General features: G+C 45.5%; 17 protein-coding genes. All 17 read right to left on the minus strand.

What is annotated here, in order from left to right:
* Positions 1-199: 199 nt before the first annotated feature.
* Positions 200-1,375 carry an acetyl-CoA C-acyltransferase FadA gene (gene fadA / locus ACMXYW_RS13875; RefSeq protein ID WP_415895155.1) on the minus strand — a complete coding sequence of 392 codons (1,176 nt, stop codon included), beginning with the start codon at positions 1,373-1,375 and terminating at the stop codon, positions 200-202.
* A gap of 12 nt (positions 1,376-1,387) precedes the next feature.
* Complete coding sequence (gene fadB / locus ACMXYW_RS13880) at positions 1,388-3,550, minus strand: fatty acid oxidation complex subunit alpha FadB (protein ID WP_415904444.1); 2,163 nt, start codon at positions 3,548-3,550, stop codon at positions 1,388-1,390.
* Between the two features lie 67 nt (positions 3,551-3,617).
* On the minus strand, positions 3,618-4,547 hold the full coding sequence (locus ACMXYW_RS13885) for an electron transfer flavoprotein subunit alpha/FixB family protein (protein WP_415904445.1): 930 nt from the start codon (positions 4,545-4,547) through the stop codon (positions 3,618-3,620).
* A 12-nt stretch (positions 4,548-4,559) separates the two neighbouring features.
* Positions 4,560-5,309, minus strand: a complete 750-nt coding sequence (locus ACMXYW_RS13890; RefSeq protein ID WP_415904446.1) for an electron transfer flavoprotein subunit beta/FixA family protein — start codon at positions 5,307-5,309, stop codon at positions 4,560-4,562.
* Between the two features lie 316 nt (positions 5,310-5,625).
* A complete protein-coding gene (locus ACMXYW_RS13895; RefSeq protein ID WP_415904447.1) occupies positions 5,626-6,198 on the minus strand; it encodes a DUF3365 domain-containing protein in 573 nt (190 codons plus the stop codon).
* Positions 6,199-6,301: 103 nt separating this feature from the next.
* The gene (locus ACMXYW_RS13900; RefSeq protein ID WP_415904448.1) at positions 6,302-7,045 is read right to left on the minus strand and encodes an enoyl-CoA hydratase-related protein; all 744 of its coding nucleotides are present in this window, start codon (positions 7,043-7,045) and stop codon (positions 6,302-6,304) included.
* Positions 7,045-7,617 (minus strand): DUF2889 domain-containing protein, encoded by a 573-nt coding sequence (locus ACMXYW_RS13905; protein ID WP_415882391.1) that lies wholly within the window; start codon positions 7,615-7,617, stop codon positions 7,045-7,047. Before ACMXYW_RS13905 ends, ACMXYW_RS13900 begins: the two co-directional genes overlap by 1 nt.
* A gap of 25 nt (positions 7,618-7,642) precedes the next feature.
* Entirely contained in the window at positions 7,643-9,313 is a 1,671-nt protein-coding gene (locus tag ACMXYW_RS13910; RefSeq protein ID WP_415904449.1) for an AMP-binding protein, read from the minus strand.
* A gap of 49 nt (positions 9,314-9,362) precedes the next feature.
* Positions 9,363-9,791: an SCP2 sterol-binding domain-containing protein gene (locus ACMXYW_RS13915; protein WP_415882393.1), complete on the minus strand. Its 429-nt coding sequence runs from the start codon at positions 9,789-9,791 to the stop codon at positions 9,363-9,365.
* Between the two features lie 13 nt (positions 9,792-9,804).
* Complete coding sequence (locus tag ACMXYW_RS13920; RefSeq protein WP_415904450.1) at positions 9,805-11,592, minus strand: acyl-CoA dehydrogenase C-terminal domain-containing protein; 1,788 nt, start codon at positions 11,590-11,592, stop codon at positions 9,805-9,807.
* Between the two features lie 295 nt (positions 11,593-11,887).
* Positions 11,888-13,129, minus strand: coding sequence for a flagellar hook-associated protein FlgL (gene flgL, locus ACMXYW_RS13925; RefSeq protein WP_415904451.1), 1,242 nt, complete (start codon positions 13,127-13,129; stop codon positions 11,888-11,890).
* Positions 13,130-13,140: 11 nt separating this feature from the next.
* The gene (flgK, locus tag ACMXYW_RS13930; protein ID WP_415904452.1) at positions 13,141-15,411 is read right to left on the minus strand and encodes a flagellar hook-associated protein FlgK; all 2,271 of its coding nucleotides are present in this window, start codon (positions 15,409-15,411) and stop codon (positions 13,141-13,143) included.
* Between the two features lie 82 nt (positions 15,412-15,493).
* Positions 15,494-16,537: a flagellar assembly peptidoglycan hydrolase FlgJ gene (gene flgJ / locus ACMXYW_RS13935; RefSeq protein WP_415904453.1), complete on the minus strand. Its 1,044-nt coding sequence runs from the start codon at positions 16,535-16,537 to the stop codon at positions 15,494-15,496.
* A complete protein-coding gene (locus tag ACMXYW_RS13940; RefSeq protein ID WP_415882398.1) occupies positions 16,538-17,632 on the minus strand; it encodes a flagellar basal body P-ring protein FlgI in 1,095 nt (364 codons plus the stop codon).
* 10 nt (positions 17,633-17,642) lie between these two features.
* Positions 17,643-18,320, minus strand: coding sequence for a flagellar basal body L-ring protein FlgH (flgH, locus tag ACMXYW_RS13945; RefSeq protein WP_415904454.1), 678 nt, complete (start codon positions 18,318-18,320; stop codon positions 17,643-17,645).
* Positions 18,321-18,342: 22 nt separating this feature from the next.
* A complete protein-coding gene (gene flgG, locus ACMXYW_RS13950; RefSeq protein WP_415882400.1) occupies positions 18,343-19,128 on the minus strand; it encodes a flagellar basal-body rod protein FlgG in 786 nt (261 codons plus the stop codon).
* Positions 19,129-19,149: 21 nt separating this feature from the next.
* The gene (locus ACMXYW_RS13955; protein ID WP_415904455.1) at positions 19,150-19,893 is read right to left on the minus strand and encodes a flagellar basal body rod protein FlgF; all 744 of its coding nucleotides are present in this window, start codon (positions 19,891-19,893) and stop codon (positions 19,150-19,152) included.
* Between the last annotated feature and the right edge of the window lies 1 nt (position 19,894).

Below are 19,894 nucleotides of genomic sequence, written 5' to 3' on the forward strand. Positions count from 1 at the left end.
CGTTAGCAGACCTAATCCTTCTCGGACTCATTACGTATAATTAACACATACTTTCTACCTTTCAACAGTTCTATTCCGCTTTTAGCCGCCCTATCCCGTTTCAAGCAGCTTTCCACCGCCTTCAAAACCAAAAAAGCCCCGCTAAAAGCGGGGCAAGATATAGCTTAGAGTGAAGTCGCGAAGAAGAAATGCGGGTGGATCACACCCTTTCAATCACGGTAGAGATCCCCTGTCCCATGCCAATACACATGGTCGCTAGACCTAAGGTTCCATCCTGTTGTTCTAGCACGTTCATTAGAGTGTTAGTGATACGTGAACCTGAGCAGCCCAATGGATGACCTAGGGCGATCGCACCACCTTTTAGGTTTACCTTATCTTCCATCTTATCGAGCAGTTTCAGTCCTTTAAGTACAGACAGACCTTGCGCGGCGAAGGCTTCGTTAAGCTCGACATAGTCGATATCTTCGATGCTAAGACCTGCGCGTTTCAGAGCCTTCTGAGTCGCAGGTACTGGTCCATAACCCATAATGGATGGATCACAACCGGCTACCGCCATGCTGACAATACGTGCACGTGGCGTTAGCCCTAACTCTTCTGCTTTAGCCGCCGACATCACCAGCAGTGCAGATGCACCGTCAGAGAAGGCAGAGGATGAGCCCGCTGTTACTGTACCCACTTTCGGTACGAACACCGGCTTAAGCGCGCCCAATGTTTCAACTGTAGTTTCTGGGCGAATAACTTCATCCGCTTCGACTAGCGACTTAAAGCCGTTTTCGTCATGACCTTCAACCGCGATAATTTCGCTATCCCATAGGCCATCCAGATGTGCTTGATGTGCTAGACGGTGAGAGCGCGCTGCGAACTCATCCTGCATTTGACGGTTGATACCGTTCATTTTGCCTAGCATCTCTGCTGTTACGCCCATCATCATCGCTGCTTTAGCCACTTTTTTGGACATCTCAGCATTGATATCAACACCGTGCATGATGGATACATGGCCCATATGCTCCACACCACCCGCAATAAAGATATCGCCATTGCCAGTCATGATGCCTTGGGCTGCTGCATGTAGCGCTGCCATAGATGAACCACATAAGCGGTTGATCGTTTGTGCCGCTACCGTATGAGGAAGGCCTGCTAGCAGTGCAGCATTTCGGCCAATATTGAAGCCCTGTTCTTTCGTCTGGTTTACACAGCCCCACATCACATCTTCGATGTCTGCAGGGTTTAGTGCTGAGTTACGCTCTAACAGCGCTTTGATGACCGCAGCTGATAGCGCTTCGGCACGAACATTTCGGAACGAGCCATTTTTCGATTTACCCATCGGGGTACGAACACCGTCAACGATGACTACATCATTTGGTTTCAAGTTCATGATCTTTACCCCTTAACCCTGAGCATTTTGTGGAAAGTATGTTTCGCCAGCAGCGGCCATCTGTTTCATCTTGTCGGTTGGCTGATACAACGGTCCAAGACCCTCGTATTTCTGTGCCATGGCGCAGAATTCAGCTAAACCAATCTGATCCAGATAATGCAGCGCACCTCCACGGAATGGAGGGAAACCAATACCGTAGATCAAGCCCATATCTGCTTCTGCAGGGCTAGCAACAATGCCATCTTCCAAGCAGCGAACGGTTTCGATACATAGAGGAATCATCATGCGTTCGATGATCTCTTCATCAGTGAACTCACGCGTTTCTTTGGCAATACCATCAAGCATTGCTGGTACTTCCTCATCCACAATTTTCTTCGGCTTACCTTTACGATCGAGTTCGTAACGATAGAAGCCTTTGCTGTTTTTCTGACCAAAGCGCTCTAGAGAGAACATACGGTCGATAACGTTTTCGCCTTCATGGCTCATGCGATCAGGGAAACCTGCTGCCATCACACTATCGGCATGGTGCGCAGTATCGATACCGACTACGTCTAGAAGGTAGGCAGGACCCATCGGCCAGCCGAAGCGCTCCATCACATTATCGACTTGTTTAAAGTCCGCACCATCTTCAAGTAGTGCAGTAAAACCGCCAAAGTAAGGGAACAAAATACGGTTAACTAAGAAGCCTGGGCAATCATTTACAACGATTGGGGTTTTGCCCATCGCTTTTGCGTAAGCAACTGTACGAGCTACTGCATCTTCAGAGGTTTTCTCGCCACGGATAACTTCCACTAGCGGCATTTGATGCACAGGGTTGAAGAAGTGCATACCACAGAAGTTCTCTGGATTTTTAAGCGCTGTTGCCAACTCAGTAATAGAGATAGTAGAAGTGTTAGACGTCAGTACCGCGCCTTCTGGCAGCGTGCCTTCAACTTCAGCAAGCACGGCTTTCTTCACATTTGGATTTTCAACAACCGCTTCGACCACAAGATCAACGCTACCGAAGTCTCCGTAGTTAAGCGTTGGCGTAATGTTGTTTAGCACCGATGCCATTTTCATCGCATCCATACGGCCACGAGATACGCGTTTGTTCAGCAGTTTAGTCGCTTCATCCAGACCTAACTGAAGCGCTGCATCGTTGATATCCTTCATCAAGATAGGCGTACCTTTAGAGGCAGATTGGTAAGCAACACCACCACCCATAATACCGGCACCCAGCACAGCGGCCTTTTTAACTGGCTCGGCTTTGCTCTCAAAACCTTTGCTGACTTTCTTGATGTATTGGTCTTTCATAAACAGACCAACAAGGGATGCGCACACATCCGTTTTCGCAACTTTTACAAAGCCTTTAGCTTCGATCTCGTTGGCTTTTTCGCGAGGAAGATTCGCGTGCTTTTGAATCGTTTTAAGCGCAGCCATTGGTGCAGGGTAGTGAGGACCCGCTTTACCACCGATCACACCTTTTGCAGATTCAAACGCCATCATCTGCTCAACCTGATTTAGTTTGATCGGCGTTTTCTTCTCTTCACGGCGCGCGTGGTAATCAAACTTACCCGCGATACAACCTTTCAGCAGATCTAGAGCCGCAGCTTTAATCTGATCTCCCGTTACAACCGCATCTACACCGCCATCTTTAAGTGCGGCATCAGGGCGCTTCTCAGCACCTGCGCAGATCCACTCATTGGCGTTATCCACACCAATTAAGCGTGGTAGACGAACTGTGCCGCCCCAACCTGGGTAGATACCTAGCTTAACCTCAGGCAGACCTACTTTGGCTTGGTCACTCATCACACGGTAATCTGTGGATAGCGCCAATTCAAAACCACCACCTAGGCATAGGCCATTAATTGCAGTAACGGTTGGACAGCGCATATCTTCGATCTGATTCAGTAGGCTGTGGATATCCATCAAGCCTGCAATCAGGTCTTCATCTTCAGCAGAGAAAAAGCCCATAAATTCGGTGATATCCGCGCCAACAATAAAGCAGTCTTTGGCACTGGAGAAAATCACACCACGAATATCATCTAGGTTACACAGGGCATTTACCGCTTCGCGCAGTTCAGCCAAAGTCGCCTGATCGAGTTTATTAACAGCATCGCCTTTGCGGTCAAACACCACATCGTAGATCCCGTCTTCGATCGACTGTACGTAAATCGATTGTCCTTCGAAAAGCATCTAAGTTGCTCCGTCTATTTTTATTTTTGGCTTGGCGAAGTGCCTAAGCGCTTTTTAGTTATGCTGTTTACAGCTTACTCTCTAGCTCAGGCACGGCATCGAACAAGTCAGCCACCAGCCCGTAATCAGCCACCTGAAAAATTGGGGCTTCTTCATCTTTGTTGATCGCAACAATGATTTTGGAATCTTTCATACCCGCTAAGTGCTGGATCGCACCGGAGATACCCACGGCGATATACAACTCTGGCGCGACCATTTTGCCGGTCTGACCAACCTGCATGTCGTTAGGTACAAAGCCGGCATCAACCGCTGCACGAGATGCACCAACAGCCGCACCAAGCTTGTCCGCCACTTTGTTAAGTAGTTCGAAGTTGTCACCGTTGCCCATACCACGGCCACCGGAGATTACTACTGAAGCAGCGGTTAGTTCTGGACGATCACTTTTCGCCAGCTCTTCAGAAACAAAGCTAGATAGGCCGCTATCGCATGATTCTGCAAGGCTTACGATCTCTGCAGAACCACCAGTGCTAGCGACAGGATCAAAGGCTGTACCACGAACGGTGATAACTTTAGTGCTATCACTGGACTGTACTGTCGCAATAGCATTACCGGCATAGATCGGACGTTTGAAGGTATCCGCTGCTTCTACGGCAATAATGTCTGAGATCTGATTTACATCTAGCAGTGCTGCAATGCGCGGTAGGAAGTTCTTACCTGTTGTCGTTGCAGAAGCCAGGATGTGGCTATAGTCAGCAGCAACCGTTAGCACCAACTTACTGATATTTTCTGCCAGCTGATGTTCATAAGCCGCGTTATCAGCCAATAGAACTTTACTCACACTTGATACTTGTGCCGCCGCATCCGCAACTGCCTGACAGTTAGCACCTGCAACTAGCAGGTGAACATCACCACCAATCGCATTTGCAGCAGCTAAGGTATTGAGGGTTACAGGTTTAAGCTCGTTATTATCATGTTCGGCAATTACAAGAATAGTCATCTGATCACCCCCTTAAATTACTTTAGCGTCATTACGTAGTTTTTCGACTAGCTCATCTACAGAGCTAACTTTGATACCTGCTTGACGCTCTGATGGCGGATCGACACGTAGTAGCTGCAGATTACTCGCTACAGACACACCCAGTTCATCAGTCGTTAGGACATCAAGCGGTTTACGCTTCGCTTTCATAATGTTTGGCAGGGATGCGTAACGTGGTTCATTAAGACGTAGATCGGTTGTTACAACTGCTGGTATAGCCAGGTTGACCGTTTGCAAACCACCGTCGATTTCACGGGTGACGTTGATGCTATCGCCAGTTACCTCAACTTCTGATGCAAAGGTACCTTGTGGGCGATCCAACAAAGCAGCCAACATTTGACCGGTTTGGTTGTTATCAGAATCGATCGCTTGCTTACCAAGAATCACCATGCCTGGCGCTTCTTTTTCTACAATTTTGGCTAATAGCTTAGCGACAGAAAGGGAATCAGGGTTGGTTTCGACATCAACACGGATACCGCGATCGGCACCCAATGCTAGCGCTGTACGGATCTGCTCTTCGCAGCTCTTATTACCAATAGAAACAACGACAACTTCATCCGCTGTACCCGCTTCTTTTAAACGTACAGCCTCTTCAATTGCTATCTCGCAAAATGGATTTAGAGCCATTTTTACGTTAGCTAAATCGACATCACTGTTATCTGCTTTGACACGGGCTTTGACGTTGTAGTCAATCACACGTTTTACGGCAACCAGTACTTTCATAACCGCCTCTTTGTATTGTTATTTTGGTAACCCGTACACATAAGAAAATAGGGTTACTTTCATAGAGGGAAGCTCATTCCCCAAGCTATGTATAAATCTTAGTCTCAGACTGAAATTCAACAATGACAAAAAGCAGCTACATCGCTAACAAAAAATAGCAATATTAATCAAAGCCCCGTAAATAAAGGGCTTAAGACAGGATCAAGCGCAAACAAATACAATCAAAAGGTATCAAAAAAGTTACCTTTTTTGGCAATAGCTAAAAGGACAGGCATAAAAAAAGGGCTAATAAGCCCTTTTTATAATCCAATTTATCTTATAAATATTTTTTTAAGCTGAAAGCACCACGAAGATCGCCTGTGGAAAAACCTGTCGCTTTGTCTTCCGGGTAAAGGGTCTGAAGCTGCTCAGCTATCTCTGGTTTAATCTTGGAACCATGACAAGCTAAGCATTGATCAGCGACGGGGATCGCCTTCATCATGCGGAATACTTTTCTACCTTCTTCGTCTACGACAACTTGCGAGAAACCTAAGGTTTTTAGATTAGCCCCTTGCTTAGCTTTGGATTCAAACTGTTCAAGAATCGCCTTTTCCCACTGATCAGGTGCATTTTGCGGGTTACGTAGTTTTAAACTAGTACGCTCAACATGCCATTCAGAATTATCATTCACGCTTTTTGTAAGACCTTCAGCCTTGGTATTACAAACGTTGATGGCAGCGATAGCACCGCCCTCTTTTTTTGCCGCTTTGAGTTCTGAGCCAAGCGTGGTCACTAGCTCTTTAATGACACCTTTAGCTTCGTTCTGCAGTTCAGGAATATTTACCGAGAATTGTTCCGCTTGAACCGGAAGAGCAGCCGCTAGAGCAGCAGTAAAAAAGAGTGCTTTCACCTTGGACCTCACTGGATAGGGTGTTCATAAGATGAGGTCATTATACAATTTCATATAGATTAGTAAATACTAATATTTAAGAGCCATATATTAAAAATGCATATTATTTTTGTAGGAAGGCCATAAATGCCTTTTGCGCTTCTTCAGATAACAAGCGCTGATAAAACAATGCCCCTTCACTATCAATCACTTGGTGAACGGACTTTAAGGTTTCTGCTTTCATCAACTGTTTAGCTGCAATAACCGAATCAACAGGGCTATCAGCTAACTTTTTAGCGCGATTCCGAGCTGTTTCTAGGAGCAGATCAGGTTCTGTGATTTGATTCACAATTCCAAGTTGCTCAGCTTTGATAGCATCAAAACTTCGACCTTCAACCAGTAGCTCAAAAGCATGTCGATGCCCTACTAGTTGTGGAAACAACAAAGTAGACGCCCCTTCAGGTATTAAGCCCAACTGCACAAAAGGCATTTTACAACGCAGATTATCTGCAGAAACAACGAGGTCACAATGCAAGAGCATGGTCGTGCCTATACCAACGGCATCGCCATGCACCGCTGCGATGATTGGTTTAGGAAAACTTGCCAGTGTATGCAAGAACACCAATACATCTTGCAGAATATTAGGGTTATGCGCTGCTGATACAAAATCACTTATATCATTACCCGCACAGAAAGACTGACCTTGCGCTCTAAAAAGCACAACATGAACATTAGGGTCTTCCGCTGCTTGCTTAAGTAACGCCGTCATTTCGACATACATTGCCAACGTCAGCGCATTTTTCTTATCTGGTCGGTTTAGATTTATCTCAAAAACAGAGCCCTGCTTTTCGGTTAAAACGGTAGCCACTATTTAGGCTCCTCTACTACATTAACGGTTGTCGCAGGCTGATAATGTTCTGGCAGGTATTCGCGAACCATCTCACTGCTTCGCCCCCACGAATGACAACTATCAAGCATAAATTCAGCACCTTGAGCGAGCACATCTTTATCGCTACTCGGCCAGATAGATTGGATAGCAGTCGTCGCCAGAACAGGTAAAAGTTCATTCATATGCGTACAACCCGCAACACCACCTACACGGTCTTTAGCTATGCGCAGCCAGCCAGGTCCGATACGTGTACCTTGCAGTTGCGCATATGCTGCACCAACTTTTTTACAGATTCGAAAGGGGGAATAATCTATACAAGCTTCGACCTGTTTGATCAGTAAACCTTTATCGAGGGTCAGGCGAATGCTCATATCATGAAACGCTTCGCCTGCAGGAACATAACCACCGCGTTCAGGGTTATCCACATCTCGCGTTTTAACATCGGTCATACGGGCTTCAATATCCCATAAACCATCATCACGAAGATAACCATTACACATCACAGTCCGATTATGATGAGTTTCACGCCGAGTTGGTCGAGATAAAGGCATATTGATCAATTCCCTTTATTCGGTTTTAAGCTGCGTTGGCATTATCATCTGCAGAAGGTTTTAGCAGACGGCGAAGCACCTTTCCGACATTGGATTTTGGCAGGTCTTCAGCAAACTCGACTTGCTTTGGAACCTTGTAGCGAGTCAGTTTATCTTTACACCAATCCCTAACATCCTCACGGGATAGATCAGGATTATTGCTAACCACGAAGACTTTAACGATCTCGCCAGTCTTATCATCTGGAATGCCAATAGCTGCACATTCCACAACATCAGGGTGCTGGGTAATGACATCTTCCACTTCATTTGGATAGACATTAAAACCAGATACGATAATCATATCTTTAGCACGATCGACGATGCGGAAATAGCCTTCCTCATCAATCGTGGCGATATCCCCGGTGATAAAGTAACCATCATCGGTAAATGAGGAAGCGGTCGCCTCTTCTCTTTGCCAGTAACCTCGCATAACCTGCGGGCCTTTAACACAAAGTTCGCCGGCTTCACCTTGGACCACGTCCTGACCATCCGTACCAATAATACGAACATCGGTGTGAACCATCGGCAGCCCGATTGTGCCAGTGCGGTTATCATCGGGTGGGTTGAAACACACCGCTGGAGAGGTTTCGGTGAGGCCGTAGCCCTCTATCACGTCACAACCCGTTTTATCTTTCCAAAGTACCGCCGTAGAAGGATTCAGCGCCATACCACCGGATGCTGTAAATTTCAGATTACTGAAATCGACTTGGGCAAAGTTATCATCGTTACACAGCGCAACAAACAGCGTATTCAGACCGACAAACGTACTCATACGCCACTTCTGCATCTCTTTAATAAACCCTGGAATATCCCTTGGGTTTGGAATCAATACACTATGACCACCCATCAACGAAACCACCTGAGCTACGGTGAAAGCGTAGATATGATAAAGCGGTAGTGGTGAGATCACCGTTTCAGTCCAATCAACACCGGGAACCGTTAAACGCTCCTGTGCTTGTAGCATGTTAGAGATAAGATTGGCGTGAGTTAGGATCGCGCCTTTAGAAACGCCTGTTGTACCACCTGTATACTGCAAGACAGCAACATCAGATGATTCAACTTTGACTGGATTTGGTTGCTGACCATCATATTTGTAGAATGCGGAACGAAGCGGAATCGCTTGAGGCAGATTGTAATCTGGCTCCATCTTCTTCAAGTACTTAACCGCAGCATTCAGAAGATTACGCTTAATAAAATCGTGAAGATCCCCTACTTGAGTCACGAACAGGGTTTCAATCTGCGTCTTATCCAAAATCTTTTCAGCATTGTGGGCCATGCTCTTGTGGATAATCAGCGCCTTCGCACCGGAGTCGTTAAACTGGTGCTGCATCTCTTGCGGGGTATAAAGCGGGTTGGTGTTCACAACCACCAGCCCTGCACGCAAAATACCAAATAATACAATGGGGTACTGAATCAGGTTAGGCAGCTGGATCGCTACCCTATCACCTGGCTGCAAGTTGGTTTCTTGCTGAATATAAACAGCAAACGCCGCAGATAAACGATCCAATTCGTTGTAATCAATCGTGCGTCCAAAGCTGGTAAATGCCGGTTTTGGGCCAAAGTTCTTTTGCACATGCGCTAGAACATCTGGAACAGTTTTAAAACCGTAATGATTTATATCAGCCGGAATTGTATCGGCGGCAGGAAGTTGCTGCATCTAAGGTTCCTCATGTAATTATTTTTATAAGGGATCTATGTCGGTAATTTTAGGCTACGGGAAAAAGTACAGCCAATTTTGTCGCTAGCATAATGTCACCATCAGCCTGTACTCGACCCGCCATGAACGCCTGCATACCATCCGTTTCACCCGACATGATCTCTTCGAGAGTAATAGAGTCCATTGTCAATGTCACGGTAGCGTCATCACTAACACCTTCCGCCACATCACAACTACCCTCTTTCACTGTCACAAACCAAGAGTCACCATCGCTAATGTCGTACTGAAAAATTGCATCTGTGTCAGCTGCAGCATCGGCATTAAAACGATTTTTCATTTCTGTAAAAACTGCATTCAAGTCGGACATTTCAGATACCTCTTTGTCATTTTTATTCTTTAACGCATAACGTTTTGCGTTGAGCTTTAAGAGGCCGCGTAAAAGCGTGCGGCCTACTGGATTATTAAGTGCTTTCTTCACGTCTATACCTCGCTTAGAAAGCAAAGTGTTCTTGATCCATATCCATCAGGTTATCTGCACCTGATTGCATTGTTTCAACCAAACTACGAGTACGCGGCAAGATTCGTTGGAAATAGAAACGTGCTGTAGTCAGTTTAGCTTGGTAGAAAGCAGCATCACCTTCACCTGCAGCTAACTTTTCTTGAGCCACTTTAGCCATACGCGCCCAGAAGTAACCCAATACAACATAACCTGAGTACATGAGGTAATCGACAGATGCTGCACCCACCTCATCGCGGTTTTGCATCGCTTTCATACCGATCTTCATCGTTAGATCACCCCACTCTTTATTCAGCTCAGTTAGCGGTTTGATGTACTGTTGTAGATCGCTGTTGTCAGATTCAGCCTGACAGAACTTATGCAGGATTTTAGTAAAGCCTTTTAGAGATTCACCTTGAGTCATCAATACCTTACGGCCTAGTAAATCTAAAGCTTGGATCTGAGTAGTACCCTCATACAACATAGAGATACGGCTATCACGTACGTTTTGCTCCATACCCCACTCTGCGATAAAGCCATGACCACCAAAGACTTGAAGGCCGTGGTTAGCGGATTCGAAACCAACTTCGGTCAGGAATGCTTTGGCGATCGGAGTTAGGAAGGCAAGCAATGCATCGGCTTGTTTTTTCTCATCGCCTTCAGCTCGTTCAACCTTATCTACCAGCTGAGCACAGTAGTAGATCATTGCACGACCACCTTCAGCAAAAGCCTTCTGAGTCAGCAACATTTTACGAACTTCAGGGTGTACGATAATTGGATCGGCCGCTTTTTCTGGGTTAGCAGGGCCATTTAGAGCGCGCATCTGCAAACGATCTTTGGCATACACTAGTGAGTTTTGAAAGCCCCATTCTGCATGCGCCAAGCCCTGTAAAGCTGTACCTAGACGCGCAGTGTTCATAAAGGTAAACATGCAGTTAAGGCCTTTATTCTCTGGCCCAATTAGGTAACCCGTCGCCTCATCAAAGTTCATGACACAAGTCGCATTACCGTGAATACCCATCTTGTGCTCTAGAGAGCCACAACTAACGCCGTTATCTGTACCTATAGTTTCTGGCAAGTGCTTAGGTACGATAAACAGGGAAATACCTTTTGTACCTGCAGGCGCATCTGGCAGGCGTGCCAATACGATATGCACAATGTTATCTGCCATATCGTGCTCACCGGCAGAGATAAAGATTTTGGTACCGGAGATCTTGTAGCTGCCATCACCTTGAGGTTCTGCTTTAGTACGCAGCATACCTAAATCAGTACCACAATGAGGCTCAGTCAGGCACATAGTGCCCGTCCATTCGCCGGATACCAATTTAGTAAGGTAAGTTTGTTTCTGATCTTCTGTACCATGGGCATGCAGAGTATTCATCGCACCATGACTTAGACCTGGGTACATACTCCAAGACCAGTTAGCCGTACCGACCATTTCATTCACAATGATGCCGATAGATTCTGGCAGGCCTTGGCCGCCGTATTCAGCTTCATGTGCTAGTGATGGCCAACCACCTTCAACAAACTGGTCGTAAGCTTCTTTAAAACCTTCAGGGGTTTTAACAGCACCATCATTCCACTGACAGCCCTGCTGATCACCAATCTGGTTTAACGGAGATAGAACACGCTCAGCAAACTTAGCACCTTCTTCCATGATCGCGGCTACCATATCAGGCGTAGCATCCTCGCAACCTGAAAGACTCTGGTAATGCTGCTCAGCGTTAAGCACTTCGTTTAACACGAAGTCCATATCACGGAGGGGAGCTTTGTATTCTGGCATGACGTTTTCCTCATTCTTATTATCGCTCCGCTTATGCGGATAAGTGGTGGCGAGCACCAATACAGTATGTATTTAAGAATGGTTCAAAGGTCGTAATACGCCAATAACAAAACTTACCAGTTTTAGTGACAAAAAATGGCATCCAATATTAGATAGCGCTTTATTTGCTGTATAAACTGGGCTCTAAATAACAATTAAGAGCAGCTGCAATGACATATTTCGTCACAGCCATATTGCACCGCAATATAAAGACAAAAAAGCCGGCTAATAGCCGGCTTTTAAAGAAGTAAAAATATTAGTTTATGTAATTAAATAAACTAAGGTCTTGGACCTTGGCGAAACTTGCATAGGATGCCTGAAGCGCCGTTTCTTGCAGGGCAAATCGACTAATCGCTTCGTTATAATCTAGATCTTCAAATGAAGATAGAGCCTCCTGAGTAAAGAGTTTATAGTCTTCGTTTACAAGGTCCTGTTGCTCTAGAGCATTTAATCGACCACCAATACTTGATCGCGATGCAATATTCTTTTCTTCTATAGCTAAAAGGTTATCGAGAATATGATCCATACGCTCAGTAAATTGCTCTTTTCCTTTAGTGGAAGAAAGGTCAGCGGTTTCCAGCGCTTCTTTCAAATCTAGCGCAGTGTTCAAAATATTGTGCTGATCAAAAACATCTAATTCAGCAGTACCATCATTGCTAGAGTTCACCTCTATTTCTACACCTCCAATTGTAATTTTGGAGGTACCTGATGGTAATGCATAAGTTCCGTCCATCAATACAGCAGGATCATCTGGCGTGACAAAAGCACCATTTTTATCAGTGATTTCAAGATTACCAGCATTTACAGTAATACTAAGAGGCCCATTGGCAGCCATATAGACACCAAAAGCTTCAGCATCCCCACCAAAAATATCTACCTCACCAACAACCTGAACTGTTTGGGTGACATTTTCGATTACATAGCCAGGAACTTTGGCAACTTTTTCAAAAACCTCAAATCCTGAATCAGTCGAAGCAATTTTATTTTCAGGTCCTACCTGTAAAAAACGCTGCCCATCATCGCCATTAAATACATATCTACCCGTTGCAGAATCCAATGTATATGGCTGAGTAAACCCCTTATTTCCTGCAAAAAGGTACTCCCCCTGCACATCTGTAGTATTCATCAAACTGTCTAGGGACTTAATTATTTCATCTACTTCAGATGCAATTACTCTTCTATCAGTATCGGTTAAAGTTCCATTTTTACCCTGAATGGTAAGCTCTCTTAAACGGATAGATTGATTATTAATCTGCTCAATCGTAATTTCTTCTAACTCTAACCGTCGCTCCGAGACCTCAATATTTCCAGAAAATTGTTCCGTACGGGCAATCTCTTTCTTAAACTTCTGAATCTGAGCTGATGCCAAAGGATCATCCGACGGCTGTAAAACTCGCTTACCAGTGGATAACTGCTGCTGAGTCTGGAATAGATCAGCACTTGCCTTGCCAAGGTTATCAATATTACTAAGAAATACTTGCTGTGTAGAGATTCTCATCTGTTATCTCCTTAAACACTTTGTAGCAACGAATCAAAGATTGTTTGAGCAGCTCGTATGAGCTGCGCTGAAGCTTGGTACGCCTGTTGATACTGAACCAACTTCGCAGCCTCTTCATCCAAATTCACACCCGCAATACTGGAGCGCTGTTGCTTATTAGAATCCAAAACAGCTTTACCTGCCTGCGCATTAACCTGCGCTACAGCAGCTTCCGTACCTACACGTTCAACTGTTTGGCCATATTTGTCTTGATATGATGCACCCTCCACAGTTTTTGCAAACTGTAGATCCGACATCAATAAAGCATTACGGTTATCAGAAACACCATCGGTATTCGCTCTAACCACGAAGGTATCGTTAATATCTGGCTGATTACTAATGGTTAGCTCAAAACCAGCAAGCTGAATCGATTGTCCAGATACATACTGGCCTACCTGCCGATCACCATCACCATCCGTTAACACGTAATAAGCTGCATCGGTGGAACTATCATGCTGTACTGTAAATGAATCACCTGCAGCCGCACCCGTGATATCAAGTGTCACACCAAAAGTAGCCGTCAGATCTAACTGCGACCCCGTAAGTGCAACGCCTGTCTGAGTATTAGCCGGGGTTGCGGAATCGGTAATATCAAAATTACCCGAACCATCTTCAGTAATAGTTAGCGGGAACGTAATACCCGACATGACACTGAAATCAGTCACTGTAAGATTGGATGCAACACCGGTATTGGTTGCAGCTGGCGTATCAATAACCTCCAACGCGGTTCTAAAAGAAACGTCTATCGGTGGCGTCATTTCACCCGCAACCACAGACTGTGCAGCATAATCTTGATCAGTGATACTAACTGAAGCGACAGCGGTACCGGTATTACCAGAATCTTCAGAGGTTGCTAACGGCGCGGCCAAAGCTAACTGTCTAGCTTGGTTCAATACCGTATCAATTTCAGAAGCGGCATTTCGAGTCGGCCTAATTAAAAACTTATCACCTGTTGCAAAGCTACCCGCAGCATCCATGGTAACCGTGACGCCATCTATGCGTAGCGTTAAGTCCCCGTTCGCTGCATCCAGATAAAACTCACCATCTTGATCGACTTCAGACGCATTGGTTGGAGCTGGACCATTCGCATTTAAACTAGCTTGATTCCAACGCATCTCATCGCTGCCGCGAATCAAAGTAAATTCTTGAGGGCCACTAAAAATCAACTCGTATTCTGTAGCCTGAACCTGGCTTACATCGCTTATGACCGCACTACCTGTAGTGGTAGATAAGTTATCCCTTTCTGCTAAAACACGGTTAGATGCAGCCGAGCCGGAATTAATGTCAGTAAACATCAAACCACCCGGATTGCCATCAAGATCCATACCTTTTTGATGCTGTTCATTCATAGTGTCAGCAAAAACTAACGCGATACGACCTAACTCATCGAGAGTCTCGTTCAGGGTATTTTCGCGGTAATCCAACATCCCTCCGATCTTACCCCCAGTCACCTGATTGGTAATATCACCAACACTGTTACCTATTTGGATACCTAGATTAAGCTGACTACTATCGGCAGGACTCGTAATGGTATACAGGGTATTTGCACTCTGACCTACGACTAGTGGTTCACCATTACCGATAAAAACACTTACCTCACCAGTATTGCCATCTTCAAGAGTGGTAAAACCTATATACTCTGATAGCTCTTCTAGTTTCGCATCGCGTTGATCCAAAAGCTCGCTGGAAACGTTACCGGCCGCTTTTGCGATACGAATATCATCATTAAGCTGAGCTATATTCCCTGCAATAGTATTGATAGTTGCAACATTGCTCTCTAGACGGCCATTAATGGTATCGTTTTGGCGGCGGATATTAGCGTCTAGATCGTTAAAGCGCTGCACTAATGCTTCAGATTGAGCAATAAACAATTCGCGGTTTGGCAAACTTACCGGGTCATCAACGGCAGTCTGTAAAGCACCAAAATAGTCATCCATCGCTTTGGATATACTAGTCACATCAGACGCCATGAGGTTATCTAACTCATTGGCAAAATCTTCAAATGCGTTATAGCTACTATATGTAGCGCTATCCGTCCAAATCTGTCTATTCAGGAAAGCATCAGCCACTCGATCGATATCATCAATTTCTACACCACCAAGATCAGCACGTGAATGAAAAACAGGTCGCTGGCGAGTGTAGCCCTCAGTATTAACATTACTGATATTCTGACCGGTCACAGACAGAGCAGTCTGATTTGCCTGCAAACTCTGAGTACCAAGTGTTAATAAACCAAAAGACATAATTGACTCCTTTTGAAGATCTTGTGCTACATCACTGAAGCGTCATTTAAGGAGAGCTGAGTAATAGGTTATCGGCTATTACTTAGCCCTCTTTAGTTGAGGAGCTTCTACTAGCTAGCAACTCACCATCAAAAATATTTCTAATCTTGTTGGCATATTCAGGATCGGTTGCATAACCCGCATCCTGTAACTGCCGAACATAATCATAAGGATCGCCCGCACTCTCCAGTGCCATTTTGTAACGTGGGCTATTTTTCAAAAATGAGACGTAATCTCTAAAGCTATCTTCATAGCTGTCATAACTGCGGAAAAACGCCTTCTCCCGTTGCGCAACACCATCACGATACTCAAGTGTAGAAACCTGCGCGCTATCGCCATCCCAGCGTCTATCCGCTTTGATATTGAAGAGGTTATTGCTGTTACTGCCATCAGGAGAACGAACCATAAACTTGCCCCACCCGGTTTCCAAAGCGGCTTGAGCAAGCAATACACGAGGGTCTACACCTAACTCACCAGCAACCTTTTCAGCCAGAGGCATCAGTTTTTCAACAAATTGTTCAGGTGATTCAAACCTATCGGGTAACGCTTCATTAACGATTTTTGAAGCGGCATTTAGCTGTTGCTCAAACACCTCTTTAACCGTGTTTTTCTGCTCTTCGGTTAAAGTAATTCCTGGCGGATTTTCCTGACCTTCTGCTTTAGCCAACAATGCCGATGCTGCGATTGAAGCAGCCTGATCAAAAGCCTGATCCAATTGACGGCTTTCGAGATCTAACGGTTTGATATCTGGTCGGCTCTGACTATCCACTTTGCCACCAAGTTGACGCACCAATACATCAGTTAAACCAATACCTTTTGATGAACCAGATAGCTCCATCGCAATCTGATTATCAAACATGCTTTGATACAGCTTGGTCTGGCTGCTATTCATAAAGTTATCTTCGCCAAATGCAGCATTGGCATCTCGCATCGATTTCAACAACATATTTACAAACAGTTGCTCGAACTGCTGAGCAGCTTGGCGCAGACCTTCATCACTATTGGTTCTCGCATGAGCCTTCAGTTTTTGAAGTTCAGTCAAGTCTGAATAGAGTTGGGCATTACTGCCTGCACCTGTTTTAATCATTTAGATCACCACTAATTCTGCTTTAAGCGCACCAGCCTGCTTCAGCGCTTCTAAAATAGCCATCAAATCACCTGGAGCGGCCCCCACCTGATTGACTGCTTCGACGATATCCTGCAAATTTGCACCTGGCGCAAACTCAAACATATGGCCCGAACCTTCATCCACCTCGATCCCAGTACGAGGGGTTACCACAGTCTGACCGCCGCCGAGAGGGTTTGGCTGGTTTACATCAACCGCTTCAGCAATAGCTACTGTCAAACCACCATGAGTAATCGCTACAGGCGCTACCTGTACGTTTTGGCCAATAATGATCGTGCCTGTACGAGAATTGATAACCACCTTCGCAGCATCTTTTGCAGGCTCTACATTAAGGTTTTCCAAAACCGATAGGAAAGATACCCGCTGCGATGGATCTCTCGGCGCACGAACACGGATAGAAGTAGCATCCATTGAAGCCGCCATATTTGGTCCCAAAAGATGGTTGATCTGTTCAGCAACACGGCGAGAGGTCGTGAAATCTGGACGATGTAGGTTTAGAACCAAGCTATCTCCCTGGTTAAAACCACTCGGTACAGAGCGCTCTACTGTTGCACCATTTGGAATACGACCTACACTTGGCACATTCAAAGATAGTCGAGAACCATCAGCACCTTGAACACCAAAGCCGGACACAACCAAATTACCCTGAGCAATCGCGTAAACCTGACCATCAGCACCCTTCAAAGGTGACATCAACAAACTACCGCCACGTAAACTTTTAGCATCACCAATAGCTGAAACGGTGATATCAATAGCCTGTCCAGGTTTAGCAAACGCAGGTAGGTCAGCATGAATTGCAACCGCTGCGACATTCTTCGATTGAGGATTAACCGTAGATGGGATCGCAACACCAAAATTGTTCAACATGTTACGGAACGTTTGCGAGGTAAATGACGTTTTATCGCCAGTACCGTCTAAACCAACAACTAAACCATAACCAACAAGTTGGTTGGAACGCACACCTGAAATAGACACCATGTCTTTAAGACGGCTTGGCGCTGCTTGGGCATAGATACTAAATAGCAGGCTACTGATTAGGACTAAAATTAATTTCATTATGTCCTCCTTAGAAAGGCATCAACGCGCCGATAAAGAAACGAGACATCCAACCCATGACATTCGTATCATGGACGGCACCTGTGCCACTGTAAGCAATACGTGCATCTGCAAGCTTAGTCGATACCACCGTATTGTCAGACCCGATATCCTGTGGTCTAACCATGCCGCTGATACGGATATATTCATCGCCTTGATTCAGGGTTAGCCACTTTTCACCTTTCACGATCAATACACCATTCGGCATAACATCATGCACTGTTACAGTGATGTTACCGCTCAGGTTATTACTCATATCCGACTTACCTTCACCGTCAAACTCGGTAGTGCTGGCTGGTAATGTAAAGCTCACTGGCTTTCCAAATGCAGTGATAGGCTCACCCAATGCAGTTGCTTGTTGCAATGAAGCTGATCCTGACTTATCAAGCTCAGTCTTGGCACTCTTCTGCGAGCTGGTACTCTCTTCCAGCATGATGGTCAGAATGTCACCGACGCGATGAGCACGACCGTCACCATAAAGGTTGATACTTGTCGCAGAATTATAGATAGAGCCATTAACAGGCTTAGGCTGCGTCAGCGACTGAGGCATCACAGGTGCATATTCAGGGTTATTTGGTTTAACTTGTTTCTGTACACAACCCGTTAATACAAAGCTGGTTGCAATAATGCCTAACAGTAGTTTCTTCATTGCTTTCACCTAGCTATCTCAATTAAAGCTGCTGACTCACGAAGGAGAGCATTTCATCGGCTGTAGATATCACTTTGGAATTCATTTCATAAGCACGTTGAGTCGTGATCATATCGACCAGCTCTTCGACCGAGTTCACATTCGATCCCTCAAGCGCCCCTTGAATCAGTACAGCTGTACCATTTTCACCGGGGTTACTAATAACCGGTGCGCCTGAAGCCCCAGTTTCGGAATAAAGGTTCTGACCTAACGATTGCAGACCTTGCGGGTTAACAAAATCCGCTAACTGTAACTGGCCGATCTGAGTTGGCTGTGTATTACCTGCAGTCACCACCTCAACAATACCGTCCGTACTGATAGAGAAGTTAACAACTTCACCCGGTAAAGTGATCGCTGGCTCAATGGTATAGCCCTCAGCAGAAACTAATTCATTATCTGCATTCAGGTGCAACTGGCCGTTTCGTGTATATGCGATATCACCGTTAGGTAAATTAACCTGCAGGAAACCGCGGCCATTAATAGCCACATCAAAAGCTTCATCGGTGATTTGAATATCACCGGTCGCAAAAATTTTCTGTGTTCCGACTGTACGCACACCCAAACCAACTTGCAGGCCCGAAGGCAGCTGCGCTTCTTCTGCGGTTTGAGCACCTGGTTGACGGCGAATCTGATACATCAGATCCTCAAAGACAACGTTGTCTTTTTTAAATCCGACCGTTGAAACGTTAGCCAAGTTATTCGAGATCACCTTCAGGTTTGTGTCCTGAGCGGTCATACCCGTTTTTGCTACATTTAATGCACCGTGCATCTACTTATCCTCAGGTGATTCTTACGATAGTTTCAAAATTGATGCCGCTGTTTCAGAATTTTCCTCTGCGGTTTTCATCATTTTTACTTGCATCTCAAATTGGCGGGAAGAACTGATAATTCCAGTCAATTCACTCACAGCGTTAACATTACTTGCCTCAAGGAAACCAGAGCGGATACGCACGTTTGCATCAGGTAAGACTTCGGCTCCGTTACCCGTAGTCATCAAACCATCCGGACCTTTAAACATTGTTTGTGGATCTGGATTCACAAGCTTGATCTGATCAGCAACCAACAATTCAGCTGTATTTTCACCCAAAGGCTGAATAGTGATTGTGCCGTTAGTTGCCACTTCAAGGTTTTCAAAAGGTGGCAAAACTATTGGGATACCCCCATTGCCCATAACCGGCAATCCACTGCCTGTTACTAACTGGTTAGCGGCATTGATCTGCAGTGAACCGGCACGGGTATACCCTTCCGTACCATCAGGTCTGATAACAGAGATCCATCCATCACCTGCAACAGCGATGTCTAACTGGCGCCCTGTTTCAATTAAAGTGCCACTAGTCACATCCGTAGCTGGACGTTCAGTCTGAGCATAGACACGAGATGCGTGACCTTCACCAAACACCTGCATCGCCCTAGCCTGCGCCAGGTCTGCCTTAAAGCCGGTAGTATTGGCATTCGCAAGGTTATTGGCATGAGCTTGCTGTGCGAGCATATTCTCTCTCGCGCCGCTCATTGCTAAATAAAGAACCTTATCCATC

It is taken from the genome of Neptuniibacter sp. QD48_55 (assembly GCF_047778115.1).
GTDB lineage: Bacteria > Pseudomonadota > Gammaproteobacteria > Pseudomonadales > Balneatricaceae > Neptuniibacter.